Source organism: Paenibacillus sp. FSL H7-0323, from assembly GCF_038002725.1.
GTDB lineage: Bacteria > Bacillota > Bacilli > Paenibacillales > Paenibacillaceae > Paenibacillus_AQ > Paenibacillus_AQ odorifer.
On record NZ_JBBODB010000001.1, the window covers coordinates 1446776 to 1468267 of the forward strand.

The 21492-nt window shown below is 41.4% G+C and carries 16 protein-coding genes; 12 read left to right on the forward strand and 4 right to left on the reverse strand.

Going from position 1 to position 21492, the window contains the following annotated elements; translation table 11 throughout:
* The first annotated feature begins 28 nt into the window (after positions 1–28).
* Complete coding sequence (locus tag MHH89_RS06695; RefSeq protein WP_076281835.1) at positions 29–994, forward strand: aldo/keto reductase; 966 nt, start codon at positions 29–31, stop codon at positions 992–994.
* Between the two features lie 36 nt (positions 995–1030).
* Positions 1031–1882 carry an aldo/keto reductase gene (locus MHH89_RS06700; protein ID WP_312149071.1) on the forward strand — a complete coding sequence of 284 codons (852 nt, stop codon included), beginning with the start codon at positions 1031–1033 and terminating at the stop codon, positions 1880–1882.
* Between the two features lie 118 nt (positions 1883–2000).
* Here the strand turns inward: MHH89_RS06700 and MHH89_RS06705 are convergent, their stop codons facing one another.
* Complete coding sequence (locus MHH89_RS06705; protein WP_341086656.1) at positions 2001–3497, reverse strand: glycoside hydrolase family 43 protein; 1497 nt, start codon at positions 3495–3497, stop codon at positions 2001–2003.
* Positions 3498–3671: 174 nt separating this feature from the next.
* Here MHH89_RS06705 and MHH89_RS06710 point away from each other — a divergent pair, with 174 nt between their 5' ends.
* The 8 genes from MHH89_RS06710 to MHH89_RS06745 all read left to right on the forward strand — a co-directional run bounded on the left by MHH89_RS06710 (position 3672) and on the right by MHH89_RS06745 (position 16379).
* Entirely contained in the window at positions 3672–4586 is a 915-nt protein-coding gene (locus tag MHH89_RS06710) for an ArsR/SmtB family transcription factor (RefSeq protein WP_076278511.1), read from the forward strand.
* A 154-nt stretch (positions 4587–4740) separates the two neighbouring features.
* Positions 4741–5760 (forward strand): phosphotransferase enzyme family protein, encoded by a 1020-nt coding sequence (locus MHH89_RS06715; RefSeq protein WP_175618964.1) that lies wholly within the window; start codon positions 4741–4743, stop codon positions 5758–5760.
* 71 nt (positions 5761–5831) lie between these two features.
* Positions 5832–6755 carry a phosphotransferase family protein gene (locus tag MHH89_RS06720; RefSeq protein ID WP_076278090.1) on the forward strand — a complete coding sequence of 308 codons (924 nt, stop codon included), beginning with the start codon at positions 5832–5834 and terminating at the stop codon, positions 6753–6755.
* Between the two features lie 227 nt (positions 6756–6982).
* Positions 6983–9634 carry an endo-beta-N-acetylglucosaminidase gene (locus MHH89_RS06725; protein ID WP_076281832.1) on the forward strand — a complete coding sequence of 884 codons (2652 nt, stop codon included), beginning with the start codon at positions 6983–6985 and terminating at the stop codon, positions 9632–9634.
* 285 nt (positions 9635–9919) lie between these two features.
* Positions 9920–12535 (forward strand): phosphoenolpyruvate synthase, encoded by a 2616-nt coding sequence (ppsA, locus tag MHH89_RS06730; RefSeq protein ID WP_076281831.1) that lies wholly within the window; start codon positions 9920–9922, stop codon positions 12533–12535.
* A 92-nt stretch (positions 12536–12627) separates the two neighbouring features.
* Positions 12628–13236, forward strand: coding sequence for a TetR/AcrR family transcriptional regulator (locus MHH89_RS06735; RefSeq protein WP_076307841.1), 609 nt, complete (start codon positions 12628–12630; stop codon positions 13234–13236).
* Positions 13237–13408: 172 nt separating this feature from the next.
* The gene (locus MHH89_RS06740; protein ID WP_076307842.1) at positions 13409–14737 is read left to right on the forward strand and encodes a metal-dependent hydrolase family protein; all 1329 of its coding nucleotides are present in this window, start codon (positions 13409–13411) and stop codon (positions 14735–14737) included.
* 205 nt (positions 14738–14942) lie between these two features.
* Positions 14943–16379 (forward strand): amino acid permease, encoded by a 1437-nt coding sequence (locus MHH89_RS06745; RefSeq protein ID WP_076220398.1) that lies wholly within the window; start codon positions 14943–14945, stop codon positions 16377–16379.
* Here the strand turns inward: MHH89_RS06745 and MHH89_RS06750 are convergent.
* From MHH89_RS06750 to MHH89_RS06760, 3 genes are all read right to left on the reverse strand, one after another.
* On the reverse strand, positions 16376–17008 hold the full coding sequence (locus MHH89_RS06750; RefSeq protein WP_036677434.1) for a LysE family transporter: 633 nt from the start codon (positions 17006–17008) through the stop codon (positions 16376–16378). The two genes, MHH89_RS06745 and MHH89_RS06750, sit on opposite strands and share 4 nt — an antisense overlap.
* Before the next feature lie 121 nt (positions 17009–17129).
* Complete coding sequence (locus tag MHH89_RS06755) at positions 17130–17651, reverse strand: DUF3231 family protein (RefSeq protein ID WP_036677170.1); 522 nt, start codon at positions 17649–17651, stop codon at positions 17130–17132.
* Positions 17652–18619: 968 nt separating this feature from the next.
* The gene (locus tag MHH89_RS06760) at positions 18620–19168 is read right to left on the reverse strand and encodes a TetR/AcrR family transcriptional regulator (protein WP_076190311.1); all 549 of its coding nucleotides are present in this window, start codon (positions 19166–19168) and stop codon (positions 18620–18622) included.
* 184 nt (positions 19169–19352) lie between these two features.
* Here MHH89_RS06760 and MHH89_RS06765 point away from each other — a divergent pair, with 184 nt between their 5' ends.
* Together MHH89_RS06765 and MHH89_RS06770 are read left to right on the forward strand one after the other, a co-directional pair.
* Positions 19353–20354 carry an NADP-dependent oxidoreductase gene (locus MHH89_RS06765; protein ID WP_341086664.1) on the forward strand — a complete coding sequence of 334 codons (1002 nt, stop codon included), beginning with the start codon at positions 19353–19355 and terminating at the stop codon, positions 20352–20354.
* 229 nt (positions 20355–20583) lie between these two features.
* A complete protein-coding gene (locus tag MHH89_RS06770; RefSeq protein WP_076306568.1) occupies positions 20584–21336 on the forward strand; it encodes an SDR family NAD(P)-dependent oxidoreductase in 753 nt (250 codons plus the stop codon).
* Positions 21337–21492: the final 156 nt, after the last annotated feature.

Sequence of the window (21492 nt, forward strand, 5' to 3'; positions counted from 1 at the left end):
TGAACTTCATGCGAAAGGAAGATCACAGATGCAAATGCGTAAATTAGGAAATAGTGGCTTGGAAGTTTCGGCAATAGGGCTTGGCTGTATGGGAATGGATCATGCCTATGGAAAGCCAGCCGATCGTAATGAAATGGTTAAATTAATTCGCAGAGCAGTTGAACTAGGATGTAATTTCTTTGATACTGCTGCTTTTTATGGAGATTCCAATGAGGAATTAGTAGGCGAAGCCCTTGCACCACTAAGAGATCAAGTTGTGATTGCAACTAAATTTGGAATTTTAGGACAAGAAGCTGTAGACGGTCAACCTCAACTTATTTTGAATAGCACACCAGATTCTATTCGTGAACAAATAGAAGGCTCATTAAAAAGGTTGAAGGTCAATTGCATTGATTTATATTATCAGCACCGAGTGGATCCGAATGTCGAACCTGAAGCTGTCGCAGAAACAATGAAAGATTTAATAGCTGAAGGGAAGATTAAAACATGGGGAGTCTCTAATGCACCGATTGATTATATGAAACGAGCACATGCTGTATGTTCGATTACTGCAACCCAAAATCAGTACTCCATGATGTGGCGTGAACCGGAAAAAGAGTTGTTTGAGCTTTGTGAAGAGTTAGGAATTGCTTTTATCGCTTACAGTCCATTAGGAAATGGTTTCTTAAGTGGTAAATATACCAAGGAAACCAAATATGATGAAGGTGACTATCGAAGTTTCATGGGAAGATTCAAACCTGATGTGATTGATCATAATCAAGTGTTATTAGATTTAATTACTCAAGTTGCAAAAAGTAAAAATGCAACACCAGCTCAAGTCGTACTCGCGTGGGAATTAGCTCAAAAACCATATATCATTCCAATTCCAGGCACTACAAAATTAAACAGATTAGAAGAAAACCTATATGGAGCTGATCTCAAATTAACAAAGGAAGATGTAGATAGTCTAAATGAAGCTTTGTCTAAAATGGATATTGATAGTTCACACTTTTAAATAGAGCTATATCATCAACTAATAGGAGGATTTTTTATGCAAAAAGTTATTTTGAACAATGGTGTTGAAATGCCGATACTTGGTTTTGGGGTTTTTCAAATTCAAAATGAAGCTGAATGTGAACAAGCTGTTTACGATGCGATCATGTCAGGTTATCGACTGATAGATACCGCAGCCTCATACCTAAACGAAGAAGCGGTGGGAAGAGCCCTCAAACGGAGTGGAGTACCAAGAGAGGATCTATTTATTACTACGAAATTATGGGTTCAAGATACAGGATACGAACGTACAAAGGAAGCATTTGAAAAATCCCTTACAAGATTGCATCTTGATTATTTGGATTTGTATTTAATTCATCAGCCATTTGGCGATGTGCATGGTTCTTGGCGGGCGCTGGAGGAATTGTACCGTGAAGGAAAAATCAGAGCGATTGGCGTAAGTAACTTCCAGAACGATCGTCTGATTGATTTGATTATTCATAATGAAGTAACACCTGCCGTTAATCAAGTTGAGACACATCCCTTCTGCCAACAAATTGAAAGTGCTGCATTCATGAAAGAAAACAATGTTCAGATTGAATCATGGGGTCCATTTGCTGAAGGTAAAAACAACATGTTCCAGAACGAAGTTTTAGTATCAATAGCTCAAAAATATAATAAATCTGTTGCCCAAGTGGTTTTACGCTGGTTGACGCAAAGAGGAGTTGTTGTGATTCCAAAGTCTGTCCGGAAAGAAAGAATAATTGAAAACTTTAATATCTTTGATTTTGAATTAAACTCAGAGGATATAGAACAAATTGCGCTGTTAGACACAAAAGAGAGTTTGTTCTTTTCACATAGAGATCCTGTAATGGTAAAAGCGTTAAGTACCAGGAAGCTGGATATCTAATTTTCTTAGGATCTTGTTGGTTTTTATAAAAGATGGGTTAACCATAATTAAGGGGTTAACCCCTCTTTTATTTATATGAACACCCTTAGCCTTGAACAGTTCATTCTAATTTGAAGGTTTAAGAATAAAGGCAGCTAAAGTTTGTGAATATCGCATTATAATCTTGATCTTCTCCAGTGGCGTACAAACCAATAAGCACACCTGTGAATCCTCCGGCTATTTCAGAGGATAGATATTTGGTTTGCGCAGCTCCGAGTAAGATCTCAGTACCGTCTACCTGGATATAAAAGTGATAATGCGTTGGACTGCTTTTGACAACTAATGAAGCATGGTTGCACTGACCTATATTTTTTGTTTTTTCAATGGATTTGATATCTCCGATATTCAGCCGTTCGATAATCTCATAACCCTCTGGATGTTTACGCAAGGCCAAGTCATAATGGTGATTTTCGTCCATGTAAAGTGTAATTCCGGCTTCACCATTCGTAAGGCTGACTTGGCACGAAATAATTGCGTTAAAATCTTTTTGACGAATACCAATAAATGTCGGAGTAGCCGGGATATCTAACGTAACTGCAGTTCCTTTAAGCTTTATTTTATCAGCTTCTAACCGATAATTTTCTGTAACCGGGTGACGCAGGTAACACCAGTCTAAATTCCAATCTGTGTTCTCGAACGTAAAGACTCTTTTCTCCTGCTGAATGACTGTGTCCGCAATACGATCAGTCTCGAAACTTATAAGTGTGGTACCTTCATGACCTGCTGTAAACCATCCATCCTCGCCAAAGGTAATCGGAGTTAGAAAAACCTCGCGCCCCAAATGGTGATAGGTAAGATACTGGCCAGTCTGCCGGAATCCAAGATGTAACAGCCACCAATCCCCCTCATGGTCTTGTACCAAATCTCCATGTCCAACTCCCTGAAGCTCGTAACCGCCTAAATTTCGATTAGTCAATACGGGGTTATGCGGGTAGGCTTCGAATGGGCCAGTAGGAGAATTGCCCCTTGCATAAGTAACCATATGCCCATATTCGGTTCCACCCTCAGCAGCTAGTAGATAGTATTGTCCATTAATTTTGTATAAATGAGGACTCTCCAAATAACGCCCACCGGATCCTTGCCAGATTGAACGGCTTGACGACAGCTTCTGCCCAGTTTCAATTTCAATTTCACATTGGACTATACCATTAACTCCGTAATCGTCTGTCCCATTACTCATGAAATACGTTTTGCCGTCTTCAAAATACAAATCCGGATCAATACCGCCTTGATCTACATTAATCGGATCAGACCATTCGCCGTAAATATTGTCAGTCCAGACATAGAAGTTCTGGCGCAGAGTGTCATTAGTGGTCGTCATGTAGAATCGTCCATTATTGTACCGCAGGGTGGGGGCGAATACACCACCGGAGCTGTCCACAGTATCCAGTTGAATCTGGTTCTTTCGGGTTAAGCAATGACCGATTTGGGTCCAATTAATTAAATCTTTGCTTTCAAAAATCGGAACACCGGGAAAATACTGAAAGGAACTGCAGACCAAATAATAAGTGTCTTCAACTTTACATGCGCTGGGATCAGGATAAAACCCTTTGATGACCGGGTTATTGTATTTCATTTCTCCACCTCATTAATAAATTCATATAAATAAGAATTCAATATATTTAACTACTAAGAAAATTAAACACTATTGCTTATAGGTTTTCAATGAATCGGGGTTGAAGATGTACGTTATATTTATTAAATTAATATATATGTAATTTCAATAAGCACAGGTCAGGTGATTATGATGATGATCAAAGCAAACGGCGAAGCAAAATTCATGGCGTTATATGAAGCGCTGGCAAGCGAAGTCAGATGGAGGATTATGAGCCTCATTGCAGATAATGAAATGAATGTGAAGGAGATCGCGGCTAAGTTAGAGCTTAGTCCTTCCATAGTTACTATGCATATCCGAAAGCTCGAACAAGCTGGACTTACAGGAAGCCACAGGGTACGCCTAAACGGAGGAACGCACAAAATGTGTTTCCTTAAACAAAAAAGAGTTGAAATCGAACTCCCCACTGCCACTCAAACCCCGAGGATCAGAGAGCAGACCATTTCAGTCGGTCATTATACCTCGTTTGATGTCCATCCTACATGTGGTCTTGGGACTCAAGAAAAAGAAATTGGGGTTTGGGACGATCCCCGCTATTTTCTCGATCCCGAGCGGGTCAACGCCGGCATTTTGTGGTTTGGGAGAGGTTACGTAGAGTACAAAACGCCTAACTACTTACTTCCCGGTCAAATGCCCGAGGCCATCGAGATTTCAATGGAAATTGCTTCTGAAGCGCCAGGCTTGAGAGATCATTGGCCTTCGGATATTGAGTTCTTTTTTAACGGTGTGAAGCTTGGAACTTGGACCAGTCCGGCAGACTTTGGAAGAGCGGCACGAGGCATATATACTCCGGATTGGTGGCATCGGAATGTAAATCAATACGGGTTATTGAAGACGATCCGCATTGACACTTCGGGCACATTTATTGATGAAGAAAGGATGTCGGACATTACTGTCGCAGATATTTTGCTACGGGAACAATTCTGGACGCTTCGGTTCGCAGTTGACAAGAAGGCTGTTAATGTTGGTGGTTTGACACTTTATGGGGCTGGATTCGGTAACCATGACCAAGATATTTTAATTCGTGTGTACCTAGGAACGATGACCTAATGAAGCAGGATAGTTCAGTTATAGTTGTTTTCTCCATCCTGTTTATCTGCTGGAACTGGTAAACTATCCATATATTGAAGAAGTTGAGAGGAGAGATATTCTGAATTATAACGAGGTTATTAAAATCGCTGATACACACTTACTTCCATTAGTGATGGAATTGTACGGATTGGAAGGTTATGAAATCAGGCTTATCAATGCACATGACGGAGGACGGAATGTCGCATATAACTGTGATAAAGCTGATTCTGAAGCAAAAATAATCAGAATTGCCTTCTTAAGTGACAGAAGCCGAGAAGATATTTTGGGTGAAGTGGAATATATCAGGTATTTGTACGAGCATGGCGGCAGTGTTTCGAATGTGGTCAACTCCCAGAAGGGGAATCTGCTGGAAACGATAACTCTTGATAATCATACCTTTTTTGTCTGCTTGTTTGAAAAGGCCAAGGGGGGTATGCTCGTGGAAAATAATTATCAGTATCGGGAAGGCGTTCCTATTACGGAATACTATTATAACTGTGGTAAAGTTCTTGGGAAAATGCATCAATTGTCGAAGGGTTATACACCTGTCCATTCCCGGTATTATTTTTTTGATAAATACAATGCCGATTATATAGATAAGCTAATACCTGACTCGTTACCTCTGTTGAAAGAGAAACTGGTAGACCTCCTTACAACCTTAGAAGGGATGGACAGGGATCACGAGTCTTTTGGGATGGTTCATTTTGATTACTGCGATGGGAATTATATGATCGATTTTAATACAGGGCAAATAACTGTTTTTGATTTCGATAACTCCTGCTTTTGTTGGTATATGTATGACCTGGCAAATCTCTGGACACTTGGAGTGGGCTGGATACAATTTGAACAAGAAACTGATAAACGCAAACAGTTTATGGATGATTATTTTAAAACAGTCCTTGATGGCTACAGATCCGAGACCAGGATCGAAGATTCGATGTTAGACACATTGCCATTGTTTATCCAAGTAACCCTCATGGAAAACATCGTTGATGCATTCGAGGTAATGCGGAACAATGGTGAAGACCCGGAATGCGATGAAGAGCTGTCATATCGTATAAAATGTCTAGAAGACGATATCCCATATGTAGGATTTTTCCATGAAATTTACTCATGTGATGAACCCTTTGAGTATGAGAAACGAGATATTTAGGATGAGGGTGTTTTTGATATGCTGCGGATAAATTCATATGTAGACTCAAATAAGCAGGAGTTGGAGTAAATATGGCTTACGAAAAACCGGAATTGACCATGAGTGAAATTGAAAAAGTACTGTGGAATCATCTTGGACAGGGAGCGGCTGAGATTACACCGTTGTCTGGCGGCAATATAAGCAACGTGTTTTCTTTTATTTTAGAAGGAAAAGACTATGTTGTGAAATTCAGCGATTTGGAACGAGCATATGAGACCGAACAATTTGTATCTAATTTGCTACTCGACCAAGGTATCCCTTTCCCAAAATGTTTGGGGTTAGGGAGGACTAATCAGTTAACCTATTTGATCATGGAGCGAATGGAAGGTCGCAATCTATCCGATTGTACAGCAGAGGAACAAACCCGTCTGATGCCGGAAATTATCGGCATTTTAACAAGAATGGCCGAAACGGATATTGGGGGAACTAACGGTTATGGTTGGATCGGACCTGACGGCAATGGTTCCTATTCATCTTGGAAAGACTTCGTCATTGCCGTAAATGCGGAAGATCAGACGGGGACATTCTGGGAAAATTGGCATGAACTCTTCCGCACGTCTTGCTTGGAAAGAGACGTATACGAAGAAATCTATAGTCGTTTGATGACCTATGTACCCTATAATGAATCTAATAGAAGCTTTATACACGGAGATTTTCAACAGTGGAATATGTTGTCCAACGGAACACGGATAACCGGCATTATTGATGGAAATTGCATGTATGGCGATTCTCTCATAGACCTTGCGGTTCTCGACAAGCATATGCCTTGGTGTGATGTTATTAACACATATCAAAATTATCAAAAGAAAGCTAGAATAGTGACCCCGAATTTTGAGGAGCGGCTAATCGGTGCCTATTATTTTAAGGGACTCGATGGACTTCGATTCTATGCTAAGATGGGCTGGACAGAGGCTTATCAGGACACACGGCATTTTCTTTTAAACCTAAAAGCGTAATAACTGAACACTTTACCTTATCCTATACATTTAATAGCCGCATAATTGCGGCTTTTTGTATATAAATATCAAATTTCTAGGAGCAAATTCTCCACTGGGATTATAGCCTAGGCTGACAACCTGTAATAAATGCACCTGAACTTGCCATTAATCCACTATCTATAGCTTTGTCCAACTTGATAAAATGTAAGCGCAATCATTTAATCAATCGATTGGAGGAGTATGGCATGAAAAAGATTGGGGCAGGTTTTATATTCTTACTTGTGATGTGCGCAGCCTTATCCACAACTGCGTTCGCGAAACAGCCTTATTCATCCTATTGGTTTCCGGAGCAATTGCTTCAGTGGAGTCCGGCATCCGACCCGGATGCGGCATTTAACCGGAGCACAGTCCCGCTGCAGGACCGTTTTGTAGCAGATGGAGTCAACGCTCATGCAACCAAAGCGCCAAAAGTCATGGCTTTATCAGCACTGAACCCGGGAACAAGCGGAGTTCCATCGCAGGGTTCAAGCAAATTCGAAGCTAACACATTTACCTATTGGCAATATGTTGACAAGCTGGTCTATTGGGGTGGTTCCGCGGGCGAAGGGATCATCGTACCTCCAAGCGCTGATACGATCGACGCGGCTCATAAAAATGGCGTGCCGATCATCGGAACGGTGTTCTTCCCACCAACCGTATATGGCGGGAAGTATGAATGGGTCAAGCAGATGCTTCAGCAGAATAGTGACGGATCCTTTCCTGCTGCTGACAAGTTGATCCAGGTTGCGAGCCATTACGGATTTGACGGCTGGTTTATTAACCAGGAGACTGAGGGCGGAACGCCGGCTGACGCACAGCAAATGAAAGCTTTCCTAAGTTATCTGGAATCGCACAAGTCAAATTCTATGCACATCGTATGGTATGATTCCATGACCAATGAGGGCAGTATTAGTTGGCAAAATGCACTTAACGACAAGAATGCGATGTTCCTGCAAGACAATAAAAAGCAAATAACAGACAATATGTTCCTGAACTTTTGGTGGAAGGATCTTAAAAGCTCGGCAGAGAAGGCTAGAAGCTTGGGCAGAAGTCCTTATGACTTGTATGCAGGCATCGATGTCGAAGCCAAGGGTTACGATACAAAGGTGAACTGGAATCTGTTGTTTCCGGATAAAGATCCTGCCGTTACTTCCCTTGGTATTTACCGCCCCGATTGGGCTTTTAACAGCGCAGAGAGTATGGAAGATTTCTTCGTACGCGAGAACAAATTTTGGGTGGGTCCAAACGGGAATCCGAGTAACACCTCGAGCGATCAAGCCTGGAAAGGTATCGCTAACGATGTGATCGAATCATCACCAATCAATGAGCTGCCTTTCACCACCAACTTCAACACGGGAAGCGGACAGAAATATTTTGTAAGAGGGAAGCAGGTGCGGGATAAAAGCTGGAACAACCGGAGTCTGCAGGATATTCTTCCCTCCTGGCGTTGGATTGCAGACAGCAAAGGTACCCCGCTTTCACCAGTGCTCGATTGGTCCGATGCCTATTACGGCGGCAGTTCGTTGATGGTATCAGGCGTACTGAACCCTAACAATGCGACACATCTGAAGCTCTACAAGACCAACCTTAAGATCGAAGCAAGCACAAAGCTGTCTATTACGTACAAAACACAAAATAAGCCAAGCCTGAAGGTTGGTCTTTCATTCGCAGATCAGCCCGATCAAAATATCTTCCTTAATGTGAAGGATAAGACATCGCCAGACTGGACAACTGAAACATTGAATTTGACCCCATACAAAGGGAAACGGATCGTAGCGTTGTCACTGTATTTTGATTCTAAGAATGCGATTAATAATTACAACATTCAAATTGGCCAGCTCTCCATTCAAAATGCTAATGACCCGATCAAACCACTACCCGCGGTTCGCGATCTTAAGGTCACTCAAACTGATTTTCGCAATGGTATTTATGGAGATGCCAGATTACAGTGGAAACAGCTTGACCAACAGGTCAAGCAATACGAAATCTATCGAGTGCTTCCAGATGGCAGTGAGATGTTCATAGGTGCAACACCAAATCATGTGTTTTACGTTCCTGAGATGCGTAGAATAGACAAAGAAACTATCACAGTATTGAAGGTTGTTGCCGTCAATGGAAGATACGAGCAAGGTCAATCCTCTAGCGTGAAGATCAGCTGGCCGGATTATCCAAAGCCGACTGCGGAGTTCAAAACTGATCGAACCCTAGTCGCTCCAGGCGAGAGCGTAAACTTCACCGACCTGTCGACTGAAGTGACAGAAGGATGGTCATGGACCTTCGAAAGCGGAAACCCCGCGGTCAGCACATCAAAGAACCCAGTTGTGACGTTCGCTCAGGAAGGCGTTTATAGTGTGACGCTGACTGCAACTAACAGCTCGGGCCAAGACACAATTACGAAAAAAGCGCTTATCACAGTGAGTAAGGAAGCTGGAGCAGTGAAAAATCTGGCACTTGGTAAAACTGCAACAGCCGATCATGCCTGCGGGGAAAAGGAAGGGGCACCTAACGCCGTAGATGGTAAAGTGACGGATAACAGTAAATGGTGCGCAATTGGCAATCTGCCCCATTGGCTTCAGGTCGACCTCGGCGCCGAACATCAACTCAGCGCTTTTGTCATCAAGCATGCTGAGAGCGGAGGAGAATGGTCCGGTTTTAATACCAGTGATTATACGATTCAGGTCAGCAGTGACGGAACGAACTGGACGGATGTCGTCAACGTCCAAGGAAACTCGGCTGCCGAGTCGACTGATTCAATTGCGTTAGTAAAAGCCCGCTATGTAAAATTATTGATTCTCAAACCTACGCAGGGAGCCGATACGGCAGCGCGAATCTATGAGTTTGAAGTGAAGGGATTATAATATACCCTATTACGTCATTCTAATATTAAAACAAATAAACCGTAGGCCACTTGAGGGGCTACGGTTTATTTGTTCTAACACTAATGATAGCTGAAATCAAAAAAAGAACCTGATTTATCTCATCAGATTCTTATATATTGCATATGAAAAGACACGATGATATAATCAATTCACGACTGAAATTCTATAGTTAGGCGTAAAAATTGCATCTTATATATTTAGTTTATCATGCCGTTAAATTCTTGTCAATTTTTTTCTCAATTTAATAGTTAGGAGCGATAATAAATGCGTTCTTTAGTTCTCGGTTTTCAGGAAGTGGACAATACACAGCTTTTGCTCGTTGGCGGAAAAGGGTTAAATTTAGGGAAACTATCACAAATAGAAGGTATACAAGTACCAGAAGGATTCTGTATTACAACAGTAGGATATCACCAAGCCCTCGAACAGAACCAAACGTATCATGCTTTGTTGGATCAACTAACTATGCTGAAAGTAGAAGATCGGGATCAAATCGGTGAAATCAGTAGGAAGATTCGGCAAATCATTGTGGAAGCAGAAATTCCTTCCGATGTTGTGAAGGCAGTTTCTCACTATCTCACCCAGCTGGGTGATGAACATGCTTATGCAGTGCGTTCTAGTGCGACCGCTGAAGATTTACCACATGCCTCTTTTGCAGGTCAACAAGATACCTATTTAAATATCATCGGCATAGAAGCAATCCTTCAGCATATCAGCAAATGTTGGGCTTCTCTATTTACGGATCGTGCCGTAATCTACCGTATGCAAAATGGATTTGACCACAGTCAAGTTTATTTATCCGTTATCGTTCAAAGGATGGTTTTTCCACAGGCTTCAGGGATTTTATTTACCGCTGATCCGATTACTTCTAACCGGAAACTGCTATCCATCGATGCTAGTTTTGGACTTGGCGAAGCTCTGGTCTCTGGCTTGGTATCTGCCGATGGTTATAAAGTAAAGCAAGAGAAAATTGTCGATAAGAGAATAGCAACCAAAAAATTGGCTATTTACGGACTAAAAGAAGGCGGAACAGAGACCCGGCAGATCGAAATCGATCAGCAAGAGACTCAAACACTTACTGAACAACAAATTTTACAATTAGCAAGGATAGGCAGACAGATTGAAGCTTATTTTGGTTGCCCACAAGATATCGAATGGTGTTTGACCGAGGATACATTTTATATCGTCCAGAGTCGGCCAATCACGACTTTATTCCCCATCCCAGAAGCGAATGATCAAGAAAACCACGTTTATGTATCTGTTGGTCATCAACAAATGATGACAGATCCCATGAAACCGCTGGGATTGGCCTTTTACCTGTTAACGACTCCTGCACCTATGCGTACAGCTGGCGGAAGATTGTTTGTTGATGTCACACCAAGTCTTGCTTCATCTGGCAGCAGAGAAATGATCATAGAAGCCTTAGGTAAATCTGATCCCCTCATAAAAGACGCACTCATAACCATCGTAGAGCGAGAAGATTTTATAAAATTCTCGGCAGATAATGAAAAAGCTTCTACTCCGAGTAAAAGCAATACAAGCCTGCCACCTAGTGATTCTCAAGTACAACTCGAAAATGATCCGACAATCGTTTCTGACCTCATTAAGAGCAACCAAGCCTCGATAGAAGAGTTGCAACAAATCATTCAAACCAAATCAGGGGCGGAGTTGTTTGATTTTATTCTGGAAGATATGCAGCAATTAAAGAAGATTCTATTCAACCCACAAAGTATGCGTGTGATTATGGCGGCTATGGATGCTTCAGCGTGGATCAATGAAAAAATAAATGAGTGGTTGGGTGAAAAAAACGCAGCGGATACGCTTTCTCAATCTGTACAAGGCAATATAACTTCAGAAATGGGTCTGGCGCTACTCAATCTCGCTGATGTGATTCGGCCTTATCCGGAAGTCATTGATTACTTACAGCAGGTTAAAGATGAAAATTTCTTAAATGAACTGGTTAGCTTTGAGGGTGGGCAGGAAACCCAAGACGCTTTCTATGACTATCTCAGTAAATACGGAATGCGATGTACCGGAGAAATCGATCTTACAAGAACTCGTTGGAGCGAAAAGCCAACTACACTTGTCCCCATGATTCTCAGTAATATCAAAAACTTTAAACCTAATGCTGGCCATCGGAAATTTGAGCAAGGTCGACAGGAAGCTTTGAAAAAAGAACAAGAGCTATTAGATCGATTGAAGCAATTACCCGATGGTGAACAAAAAGCGAATGAAACAAAACGAATGATTGATCTCATCCGGAATTTCAGCGGGTTTAGAGAATATCCAAAATACGGCATGGTTAATCGCTATTTCGTTTATAAACAAGCTTTACTGAAAGAAGCTGAACAACTAATACAATCGGGAGTTATTCCTGAAAAAGAAGATATATACTATCTCACTTTTGGAGAACTATGCGAAGTTGTAAGCACAAATAAATTGGATTACCAGATCATCAGCAAACGCAAAGAAGAGTACAAATTATTTGAAAAACTAACTCCACCACGTGTTATTACGTCTGAAGGTGAAATCATTGCGGGTAAGTATAAACGAGAAAACCTCCCAACTGAAGCTATTGTAGGTTTAGCGGTTTCTGCCGGTGTTATAGAGGGACGTGCGCGTGTCATCTTAAACATGGAGGATGCTGATCTAGAAAACGGAGATATATTAGTTACCTTATTTACTGACCCTAGCTGGACTCCATTGTTTGTATCTGTAAAAGGCCTAGTTACTGAAGTTGGTGGACTCATGACCCATGGGGCAGTTATTGCGCGTGAATATGGCTTGCCAGCAGTTGTCGGCGTGGAGAATGCTACCAAATTGATAAAAGACGGGCAACGAATTCGTGTGCATGGAACAGAAGGCTATATCGAGATATTGTAATGGCTGATTCACGAATGTGGTTTGACAAATTCAAGCTTTTGAATTATTTTTAATAGTGAATTATCAGTTCATTATTAAAAGTGAGGGGCAATATGCAGTCTAAAAAAGATGAAGTGAAACAGGAAATTGAATCCGCCGCTTTAAAGGTATTTTTCCAAAAAGGCTTCTCTGATGCCAAAATGAATGATATTGCCGATGAAATTCAAATTTCTGTTGGAAATATTTATACTTATTTTAAAAATAAAAAAGAGTTGTTCTATTCGGTTGTTCCGCCGTCTTTAGTGGACTATTTGAAGAATGTGTTAGTGGAAAATATTCGCATCGATAACCAGACTTTTTTTGATGATGTTAATAATGAGAAAAAATCAGCTGTCGTTCAAGAGCAAATAACTATATTAACCCAGTACAGCAGGCAGATTGTTATTATTTTTGAAAAGAATAAAGGGACCGTATATAGCAATGCCAAAAACGAGCTGATCGATCTGATGATCGAAACTAAAAGGCCCTATATTAAGGATCATTATAAAAGATACGAAATCGGAACCGAAGAAAATATGATTCTGCTGAAGATCATCGCGAACAATGTCATCAATATGATTCTGGATTTATTAAAGCACGAGATGAGCGCCGATAGCCGGAAACGGATTTTTGAGGCATTAAGCTTATACTGGCTGCATGGACTAAAAAGCTTAAACGAATAACGTCAATGCGCCGAATTTAGGTGTGGGGTGGAACTGGCGCACAACGCTGCAATGAGGGACAACTAAGTGGATATGCACATTAAGCATCTACGAGGGTCCCTATTTTTTTAATCCAATAATGAATAGTTAATTCATTATTGGGCGGTGTAAGCATGAAACGGGGGAAGCTACGATGAAGATAGGTTATGCGTTTAAGGACTGCAATGTTATATATGGAGATGCAATAAAAGGAACAGATACCCATATGACTATTTTGATTCAGGAAAACGGGTTGATTCAAGAGATCGGGAAAGCAAGCGCTGTAACTGTTCCGACCCATTACCAAACGATCGATTGTTCGGGGAAATATGTGATGCCCGGTCTCATCAACGCGCATGTTCATCTTTTTGCCGATGGGAAGCCATTTACGCTATCTGCCAGTGAAGGGCTGCTGAATTTTGCGTTTCATCATATTTTGGATACGAGACTGGGCAGAAACGTGTTGAAGAAACGGATGAAAAAAAATGCCCTAATCGCACTGCATTCCGGAGTAACAACGATGCGTAGTGTAGGTGAATTTTTTTATACTGATGTTCTTTTGAGGGATGAGATTAAGGCAAATCAATTTATTGGACCTAATCTTTTGGTGTCCGGGTATTTCCTGAGCGTAACGGATGGCCACGGTGCACCTTATTTGGCTTTGGTCGGTGATTCACCATGGGAAGGGAGAAGAAATGTAAGAATCAATGTAAAAAACGGAGTGGACCTAATCAAAATATGTGTAACTGGCGGGGTTACCGATGCCAAAAGGGTCGGAGAAGCAGGCCGCTTGCAAATGACGGAAGAAGAGGTGGCTGCGATTTGCGAGGAAGCTCATAAAATTGGGATGCGTGTGGCGGCACATGCAGAAAGTACCGAAGGTGTAAGAGTTGCGTTAAAGGGTGGGGTGGATACTATTGAACACGGCGCGGAGATGGATGAGGAAATGATCAGGCTGTACAAAAATAATCCCAGAGCCTTAAAGGGCTACACCGCTGTGATCCCTACTTTACAAGCAGCTTATCCCAGTGCGAAATTAGATCCGAGCCTGACAAAGTTGAATACAACCGTTAAGGAAAATGCCCGGCTTGTGTATGGCTCTATGTTAAAAGGGCTACAGCAGGCTATAGAACATGATATCAAAATTGGTGTGGGCACGGATGCCGCTATGTCCTATGTAACCCACTATGATCTTTGGCGTGAGCTTGATCATTTCATGCGACAAACAAAGCTGAACGCAAGTCAGGTTATTGAACTAGTAACCAAATCAAATGCAGATATTTTGGGAATCGATCACCAGACAGGGACAATAGAAGTTGGCAAATATGCGGATTTAATCATGATGGAGCAAAACCCATTGGAGAACATAAAAGCTTTGTCGAATGTAGCTATGGTTATGGTCAGAGGGAATTTAATACAAACACCCTCTGTGAACAGAATTCAAGCAGTGGACGAGCTGCTGGATACGGTTTGGAGTATTTAGGAGTGAGATAAATGATTGTAGAAGCACGTTTGGGTATCCTAGCTATTCTTAAAAGAACAGCGCCCGGTATGAATAACTATAAGCCTGTCAGCCTTTCTGGTCGGGAAGCTTATTTATTATGATTCCTGTAAATAACGGACCCGCCTGAAGGGAATTCTAGAGATGAGAGACATCTCAAATTCTAATCAGGATGAGGACAGAATTCATGAAGCAACCTTCCAGTAAAACTGAAGAAGAAGATAAACTGAAATGGTGGCAACTAAGCTTGTTAGGCATTGCTGGCACTATAGGAACAGGGTACTTTTTGGGTTCAGGTCTAGCAATTTCTATGGGAGGGCCAGCAGTGCTGCTAGCCTACATTTTAGCTGCTATTGGAACATATGTCGTATTTGATGCACTGGCTCAGATGACAGCGGAAGATCCGGAGCAGGGTTCATTTCGATCCTATGCAAAAAAAGCATTTGGAAATTGGGCAGGGTTCGGGAGCGGCTGGGTATATTGGTTTTCGGAACTGTTGATTATGGGAAGTCAGCTCACAGCATTGTCCATATTCTCACGATTTTGGTTCCCGCCCGTACCGATGTGGGTGTTTGCTGCCAGTTACGCTGTTGTGAGCCTGTTGATTGTGTTTTTTGGCAATAAGGGATTTGACAGGGTTGAAAATATACTGGCCATCATTAAAGTGGCGGCTATACTAATGTTCCTTGTTATTGCTGCCGTACTTCTGACGGGTTGGATCGGCGGTTCTAAGTTCTCACCGAAAGTTCCACTTGGGTTTAAAGCGTTGTTTCCATCTGGAGGTATCGGGTTGTGGTCTGCCTTTATTTTTGCTTTTTATGCCTATGGTGGCATTGAGGTGCTGGGAATTATGTCCTACAGGCTAAAGAAACCTGAGGAAGCTCCAAAAGCAGGAAAGGTGATGTTGCTGGGACTGGCTACAGTATACGTTCTCTCAATCGGGCTTGCAGTAATCATGGTGCCGCTTAGTGCTTTTAATCCAAAAGAAAGTCCTTTTGTGCTCGCGCTCAGCAGCGACCATCTGACCTTTGTACCGCATTTGTTTAACGGAGTGTTGATCATAGCTGGGTTCTCCACGATGACAGCTTCGCTTTATGCCATTACCTCGATGATGATCACTCTTTCACAGGAAGGGGATGCACCCAAGGTTTTTTCGAAGAAATGGAAGGATAAATATCCGTTTTTTGCCCTTTGTTTAATAGCTGGAGGTTTAGGGGGTGCCATTATGATGTCATTGTGGTTGCCAGGAAAAGTATACGAATACATTACAACTGCTGCCGGACTGATGATCCTCTATAACTGGTCCTTTATATTGCTCTCCTCCCGCAAGCTGCTTAAGCCCAGTCTTCTAAATGGGGTGAAACGCTGGCTAGGCTTAGTGCTGATCGCTACTGCTGTAGCAGGTACGCTATTTCATGCGCTTAGTCGTCCAGGTTTCTACATCAGTCTGTTAATTGTTTCACTGATTGCGTTGAGTGATTGGATTGTTCAACATATCCATAACAAGAATGGCGGTTCTGTTAAGGATCACAGTACGGACGAACAGTCCAATGAATATCATTCATTACTGGGCGGTCCTGAATTTCGGATTAAGGGCATCAGGATGCGAAAAAACAAGGTTTAATGAAAAAAGAGAAGTCGGGCAGCCTGTACACCAAAATAAAAACCAAAGCCAATCAGCGACAGACCCGACAGAATAGAAATCACCCTTAATACCTGGATGGTCAGAAATCTACGGAAGAGGCTGGAGGCGGCAGCCATGGCTACATCCCAGAGTAAAATCCCGAGGACGATCGCTCCACTGTAGATCAATAACTGCTGCATTGGATACTCGCTAACTACCTTAGCTAATATTGAGCCGTATATACCCAGCCAAAAAAGGATGGAGAGGGGATTAAACAAGGACATCAGAAATCCCGAAAGATAAGATTTGGACAGTGAGACATCGTTTCCCCTCATCTCAATCCCTGAAATTTCTCTTGTATTTTTAATGCTGTCTACACCTGAATAGACGAGGACAAAGAATCCGAACAACCATAAAAACACTTTAACAAACGGAGCATCCAGCAGATGAATGAGGCCAAAATAAACAAGCAGCATATAGATGATATCGGCACTAACCGCCCCTAAACCAACTATCCAGGCAGGCATAAATCCTCCGCGGAGTCCCTTGTCCAGCTGTGCTGCATTAATGGGTCCGAGAGGTGCCGAGAGGGATAATCCTAGAATCATATAACCTATAAATACGTTAATGTTGTCCTCCTCCTTTATATAGATAACATATTCCAATAAAGGTCGTAGTAGGACAAGCAAAAAGAAGGCCCGCGAGTGATTGCAGGCCTTCTTTTATAAGAAGCTGAAGAGTGAAGTAGGATTACGCCTTAACGGATTCAGGTCTTTTGACAAGAAGAGGTGGAGGAATCAACCAGCCCTTTTTCTTAGTCAAATGTAGAATTTTAAGGCCGATGGCTGCTTTGGTAAGGTGATATTTAGCAAACAAAGCCCCTATATCTTCTCTGATCGATTGTCCCATTGCCTGACTACATGCCACAAGTCCAACAGCATTATCAGCTGCAAGTTTGGCAGCAATTTCAGGATCTGTGAAACGTGCCCCTACAGGAATATCTTCAAGCTTGGCATCGGGCCGATTTGGCATTACTGGTGCAGATGCAATACCTTGCTCTGAGAGCAGTGTATCACACTCACTGATTTCAAGCTCCGCTTGATCAATTAAAGCTCCTAATATTTTTTTCAGGTCATTGTCACCAGCGTGATACATATAAGCTCTGTAACAAGAGAGTGCTCCCTTTGCTACCATTGAGGCTTGCCAAACCGTAAAAATCTCTCCATAATGCATCGGTTCTTCTTTGGGGTTACCGCCTAGAATCCCTGTCATAAACAGTCTCCTTTATTGTTGAATTTGAACAAACATTAGCATGCCCACAAAAACACGGAAGTTGCAGCTTTTCGCATAAAATAGGTATGTAAATTTGAGGCGTCGTCATTCGTGCAAGTTTAAGGATAAATGTGAAAATAAGGAACGATAAAATTGAACACGAGTTGTGGAGGAATCAAATGTTTTTCAACGTGATGATTGGAAGTACAAATGCCTTTTGCATTCAATGAAGTTGCTTATCACTGGAGATGGTGGAGTGTATCTCCAACCGAGGCAGGGATTGATGGGGAGTCATTGAGACTTCCAACACCTTTGGTAAGTACTCAGCTAATCAAACAAAGGATAACCTGTATGCAAGGAATATTAATGCAACGGGTAATCATAATTCAACAGCGGTAGAACCGAGCGCAGGCAGTCGGGAATGAGTATCGAGAATAGGAGGTGGTTGGTCTCTTAGAGTTGCTTGGACTTACAAGCTTGCGGAATAGAAGCCGAGAAAAAAAAGCTAAACTTTTTAGAGCTAAAGGGAACTGTAGGGGCCCTTTTTATGATTAGGATCCTGAGCTGGGACTGTATTTACAGACTCGTCAAAAAATTTATACCTTTAATTTGTTTCAAATAAAAAGCCGGTTTCAGGATGAGCCTGAATAACCGGCTTTACATTTTTTTAGCAAATCATCTTAAGGAGAGTTAGAAGAAACAATAAAGGATTACGCCGTGCGGCGCATATCTAGCACCAGCCACAGGTTCCAGAGTCGTCCGTAACCCGCACATGTTGGCATGCTCAGTGAGGAGTTCCGCGTATTCCACCGAAGCAGGACATCGCAATGATAATTTTACTCCGAGTTTACGAAAATTGGCGGAATCGGACAAAAGTGGGAGAACAACTACAGTACTTCAGAAGACAGAAGCTTCTGGACCATGTTTATGATTGAAGAATAATTTTTTTAAAACTAAGGGATTTGAATTCAAAGACCCTTATTAATTAAACTCCAGATGCGTTCAAACCTGTCTTGGTAGTCAGGTAAATTCCAGGATTCTTTGAAGGATGGGAGGCTAAATACTGCAAACGCAGAGAGAATCGCCTCAGCCCGTTCCAAGTGGGGATCGTGATAGTCCATGAGGCCGTCAATGATTTGGTAGGAATCCCAGAGAACATCGCGTAATACCAGTGGATTGCTATCCACGTATTGAGTATTCAAGGCAAACATCTTGGGATTCTCGTTATAAGCGCGTTTTTTTGCGTTAACAAATGCCCATAGCCAATCGTGAAGCAATTCTTGCGGTTTAGTTAAATTAGTCATATCTAATTTAATTTGTTCTGAAATCATCCGGTTGAACCAGCTCTTAGATACGGCTGCCCAGAGCTCTTGCTTATTTTTAAAGTGCTTATAGAGCGCTGCATGGGTGATACTTAATTCATCCGCAATTTGTGAGAGTGTCACTTCGGATTTTTCCGTGCGTTTAATTAATGCCTCCGCTGTTTCAATAATGAGCTCTTGAGTGATTTTAGCCACCGTACTGCTAACCCTTCTTTCTTCAATAAATTCCCTTTTATCGTTAATACACTTGCGAGTATTCTAACATATAAAATATTCAGTAACAATTGTTTATTTTTGTAACTTATTGTTTTATGCTTGTTGTGTAAGTTACAAAACCAAATAAATGTTACTTTTTTTAACGCATAGGAGGTCATTAATTATGAAAGCAGCACAGATCACCAAATATTCAAAAAAGTTCATAGTAAAAGTGAACGATATTCCAATCCCAGAAATAAGTGATAACGAAGTCTTGGTTCAGGTGAAAGCAGCAGCAGTTAATCATTTGGAATTGCTTATTGGTACCGGAAGTGTAAAGCTGATTCAGGATTATGAATTCCCATTAGTACTTGGTAACGAGCTGACGGGTGTTATTGAAAAAGTGGGTAAGAAGGTGCAAGGTTTCAAAGTTGGCGATGCAATTTATTCACGTCTGCCACTACAAAAAATCGGTGCCTTTGCGGAATACGCGACAATTAATGCAGATGCCATCGGGTACCTACCTGCCAATCTGAATTTTGTGACTGGTGCTGCTGCGCCATTAACAGGATTAACAGCTTATCAAGGATTAAATGAAGAATTAAATGCTAAAGCTGGCGAAAGCGTGTTTATCCCTGGAGGGTCTGGTTCGTTTGGCCAAATGGCCATTCCTATCGCCAAAAGCATGGGGCTCAAGGTCATTATCAGTGGAAATCCAGAAGCACGTGAACGGACAATGGCCGCTGGTGCAGACCAATATATTGATTATACGACTACGAACTATTGGGAACAGCTTAGTGATGTTGATTATGTGATAGATACCTTGGGACCCAGCGAATTTGATCATGAACTTTCAATTATTAAAGCAGGAGGCCGCCTTCTTTCTCTGCGGACCGGTCCTAACAAACGTTTTGCAGAAGATCTGGGCTTCTCTGGCTGGAAACAAAAGCTCTTCACCATCGCCGGGGCTAAGTATGATCATAAAGCAAAGAAAAAGAAGATTCAATATCATTTCATTTTTGTTCGCAGTGATGGCGAACAATTAAAGAAAATTACGAAGATTATTGAAGATAATGGGATTGTACCAGCAGTGGACCCTACAGAATTCCACATAGAAGATATTAACGAAGCACTGACTTTTGTTGCTGAAGGTCATCCTAAAGGGAAAGTTATTATCAGATTTTAAGGAGGGCTCAATTGTTGTCAAAAAATTCTTTACTGATCATTCTAGAATTGATATACTGATGCAAATTAGAGTTAATAGTGTAGTTTTTTACCTTAACTAGAATGATCGTTCTTGAATATTTTGAAGAAATTTATTAAGGGAGGGGGGAATGAGTTACAAGTTTAATCGTGAACAAAACTCTATTGAAATGTTGTTAATTGATCAAAAAACTTAAAAGGGAGAGAATAATATGAAATATACAGTGATTACAGGAGCAAGCTCAGGAATTGGGTATGAAACAGCATTGGCGTTTGCTGCACGCGGTAAAAATTTAATTTTGGTAGCTAGAAGATTAGATAAATTAGAAGAACTTAAATCAACAATTCAGAATATTGATCCTAATGTAGATGTTATTGTTCGTTCAAGTGATCTGTCTGTTACAGAGCAGGCTTACACACTGTATAACACTTTGAAGGAATACCAAATAGAAACCTGGATTAATAATGCAGGACTTGGTGAAGCTTCTTTTGTGGTAGAACAGAATTTAGATAAAGCTGAAATTATGTTACGTGTTAACATCGAATCCTTGACGATCCTTTCTACACTATTTGTGCGAGATTATGCTGATGTAGAAGGGACTCAGTTAATAAACGTATCATCCGCACTCGGATATGCCATTGCTGTTGGGAGCGTTGCTTATTCTGCATCTAAATATTATGTTAGTGCCTTCACCGAAGGGCTTGCAAAGGAACTAGAGCTTAAAGGCGCGAAATTAAAAGCAAAGGTTTTAGCACCAGCAATAACTGAAACGGAATTTGTGAAGAAATCAATAGATGCTGAAGAATTTGATTACAAAGCAAACATGCCTAAATACCACACTGCCAAACAAATGGCGAGTTTCATGGTAGAGCTTTATGATAGCAATGATATGATAGGGATTGTTGACCAGAACTATGACTTCAATCTGAGAGATCAAATCTATCCAATTATATCTGAGTTTTAAATCGAATTAGATATTAGTCACTAAAACGATCGTTGTAGAAACTGGAGCAAAAAGAACTGGCTTCCCTATTCTTAAACGTGGGGTACAACTTTTGCATACGCTGGAAAAAGATTGGACTCTGGATTGTTTATAAGCAGACAAAGTAAGAATTCTTCG

What these genes read in the sequence shown, in the direction of transcription:
- MHH89_RS06700 (WP_312149071.1), top strand. Translation starts at nt 1,031, where the DNA reads ATGCAAAAAGTTATTTTGAACAATGGTGTTGAAATGCCGATACTTGGT.
- MHH89_RS06765 (WP_341086664.1), top strand. Translation starts at nt 19,353, where the DNA reads ATGAAAGCAGCACAGATCACCAAATATTCAAAAAAGTTCATAGTAAAA.
- MHH89_RS06745 (WP_076220398.1), top strand. Translation starts at nt 14,943, where the DNA reads ATGAAGCAACCTTCCAGTAAAACTGAAGAAGAAGATAAACTGAAATGG.
- MHH89_RS06710 (WP_076278511.1), top strand. Translation starts at nt 3,672, where the DNA reads ATGATCAAAGCAAACGGCGAAGCAAAATTCATGGCGTTATATGAAGCG.
- MHH89_RS06770 (WP_076306568.1), top strand. Translation starts at nt 20,584, where the DNA reads ATGAAATATACAGTGATTACAGGAGCAAGCTCAGGAATTGGGTATGAA.
- MHH89_RS06755 (WP_036677170.1), bottom strand. Translation starts at nt 17,651, where the DNA reads ATGACAGGGATTCTAGGCGGTAACCCCAAAGAAGAACCGATGCATTAT.
- ppsA (WP_076281831.1), top strand. Translation starts at nt 9,920, where the DNA reads ATGCGTTCTTTAGTTCTCGGTTTTCAGGAAGTGGACAATACACAGCTT.
- MHH89_RS06740 (WP_076307842.1), top strand. Translation starts at nt 13,409, where the DNA reads ATGAAGATAGGTTATGCGTTTAAGGACTGCAATGTTATATATGGAGAT.
- MHH89_RS06725 (WP_076281832.1), top strand. Translation starts at nt 6,983, where the DNA reads ATGAAAAAGATTGGGGCAGGTTTTATATTCTTACTTGTGATGTGCGCA.
- MHH89_RS06705 (WP_341086656.1), bottom strand. Translation starts at nt 3,497, where the DNA reads ATGAAATACAATAACCCGGTCATCAAAGGGTTTTATCCTGATCCCAGC.
- MHH89_RS06735 (WP_076307841.1), top strand. Translation starts at nt 12,628, where the DNA reads ATGCAGTCTAAAAAAGATGAAGTGAAACAGGAAATTGAATCCGCCGCT.
- MHH89_RS06695 (WP_076281835.1), top strand. Translation starts at nt 29, where the DNA reads ATGCAAATGCGTAAATTAGGAAATAGTGGCTTGGAAGTTTCGGCAATA.
- MHH89_RS06715 (WP_175618964.1), top strand. Translation starts at nt 4,741, where the DNA reads ATGGAATTGTACGGATTGGAAGGTTATGAAATCAGGCTTATCAATGCA.
- MHH89_RS06720 (WP_076278090.1), top strand. Translation starts at nt 5,832, where the DNA reads ATGGCTTACGAAAAACCGGAATTGACCATGAGTGAAATTGAAAAAGTA.